This window comes from Candidatus Megaera venefica, assembly GCF_034554655.1.
Taxonomy (GTDB): Bacteria; Pseudomonadota; Alphaproteobacteria; order Rickettsiales; family Rickettsiaceae; genus Megaera_A; species Megaera_A venefica.
Window position 1 is genome coordinate 1 of the sequence record NZ_JARJFB010000231.1, and the last position, 1,896, is coordinate 1,896.

Here is a 1,896-nt window from a genome sequence, read left to right on the forward strand (position 1 = left end):
TGAAAAGATATCAAATACCGATAATGATTTTTTAAGCATCTCTTTCCTAACTAAATGGTATTTCGTCATCGTATATTTCTGCCTCTGGCATAACTGCCTTTGTGCTGCTTTCTATCTTGTAGCTGCCGTTACTTTGCTCTGTTGTATCCGTCTTTTCTTTTGGATACGTTAGAATATTAAACTCAGTTACTAGTACTTCAATGTTTGCCTCAGCTGTTCCGCTGCTAGTCGTATAAGCTTTAGCCTTAGGTATTCCTCTGACAAATAAACCCATTTTGTCTTTTACGTACAGCTTAATAAGTTTGGACATCGTTTCAGAATTAGATTTACACTCAAACCAACTAGTATCCTGTTTTTCTTCTCCATTCTTATCTTTGTACTTCCTGTTCACACAAAGCTTAAACACTACCCAATTCGGATAAGCTTGTTCATTCAGGCATTTTTCATCTTGGTATACGTAACCAATCAGCTGAATCTCTGCGCTATTTCTCATTTTTGATTACCTCTGTACTTAGGTCTTTCAATTCAAGTAAATTATCTTCAATCCTGTCTAGCCAAACTTATGCAATAGTACTAAGTCCTTCATATCTTGACGTATTTCACTCCTTAAAGTGTCATACCGTCCTCCAAACTCATAATCTTCCTTCTTTAAATATTTCATCAAAACCATCCATTCGGTTTATAAATTATTGGTCTCTGGCTATTATTTTCATAATGCAATTCAAGAGTTATTTTGTTCTTTTTGACTACACTCTCAATCGAGCTTTGAAACCTACTGTAAACGCTATCAACATAAAACGTCGATCCGGTTAAGATAATTCTGTTGTTTGGCGCATCTTCACTAACTCTCAGTTTGTCAAACCAAGCTGCCAAAATATGATCACTCGTTTTCTCGGGAAAATACTTGAGCAACTCCTTTTTGAATTGCTCCCATCTTTGGCAATTCGGTTGTTTTGGAGGTTCTTGCAAAAATTTAGTTTCAGGTTGAGTTATTTTTACTACGGCAGAGGAAACTATGTTGATATTATTCCCGTAGACCTGATGTATACAGGCTTTCAAGGTTTCTTTATCATTTGCCGATAGACTAAACCCATTGCTGACCTGAACGCCTAGTTTGTTTGGATTAATCATAATGAATTTACAATGATCCATGATCTCGTTAGACCTTACGTTTCCAAAGCTTTTGAATATCGCTCCGCTTAGTTCAAACTCCATGTTGCGCTCTGGTTCTAGCGGTATTTGTTGTGCTTTCATTGGGGTAACTTCCTCCTGTATTTCAGTTGTTTCGGTGTCTGGTTTGGCAAGTAGGTTGGTTAGGAAAGGTATCTCCTGCAAAAGGCTTATTCCGCTGCTTGATTCTCGGTTTTTGTGAGATTGGTAAAGCTCTTTCTCCGCTGCTAAAGCCTGTGATTCCAGTTGTCGACAATCTGTCGATGGTTGCGTTTCCAGCCCGTGACTGTTTGTCACGACCTCAGTTGCCTCACTACGAATCTCATTTGTTTGGTAAACCTTGGCTGGCTCATTCATGTAGCCAGTAGCCAAGGTTGGAACTTCGATAATTGGTTCTTGCGGTGCTGGTTCAGGTTTTGTGTTCGAGATTTGTACGATTTTGCAAGGTTGAATTTTTCCCTCACGCGCGCACGCTACAAGGAGTATTAACTTCAATAGGAGTACTAGAGAAAAAAGAAGAAGAAGAAGCTAAAGCTTATTCTTCTTTTTTCTTACCGTTATTGGGTATTACATATATGTTGTCCAATTTTTGTTGGAGAGGGGTACACGAATTTTTGCATAGCTCTACTTGGTTTTGAGGAGTAGTTACTACCTTTTTTTCTAGACCAATTTCACTATAGAAATGAGGCGTGTCTTTCCATACTAAAAGATACATATTATTGTTAA

At 38.0% G+C, this 1,896-nt stretch carries 3 protein-coding genes; all 3 read right to left on the reverse strand.

All coding sequences use genetic code 11. The features are described from left to right. Window positions 1-46 precede the first annotated feature (46 nt). Complete coding sequence (locus tag Megvenef_RS09260; protein WP_322777635.1) at window positions 47-493, reverse strand: single-stranded DNA-binding protein; 447 nt, start codon at window positions 491-493, stop codon at window positions 47-49. A gap of 167 nt (window positions 494-660) precedes the next feature. Next, a complete protein-coding gene (locus Megvenef_RS09265) occupies window positions 661-1,665 on the reverse strand; it encodes a hypothetical protein (RefSeq protein WP_322777636.1) in 1,005 nt (334 codons plus the stop codon). 40 nt (window positions 1,666-1,705) lie between these two features. Beyond that, a partial coding sequence (locus Megvenef_RS09270; protein WP_322777637.1) for a hypothetical protein occupies window positions 1,706-1,896 on the reverse strand: 191 nt, incomplete at its 5' end.

Bases quoted from the DNA above. Each gene is read 5' to 3' on its own strand.
- Megvenef_RS09260 (WP_322777635.1), bottom strand. From the start codon at position 493: ATGAGAAATAGCGCAGAGATTCAGCTGATTGGTTACGTATACCAAGAT.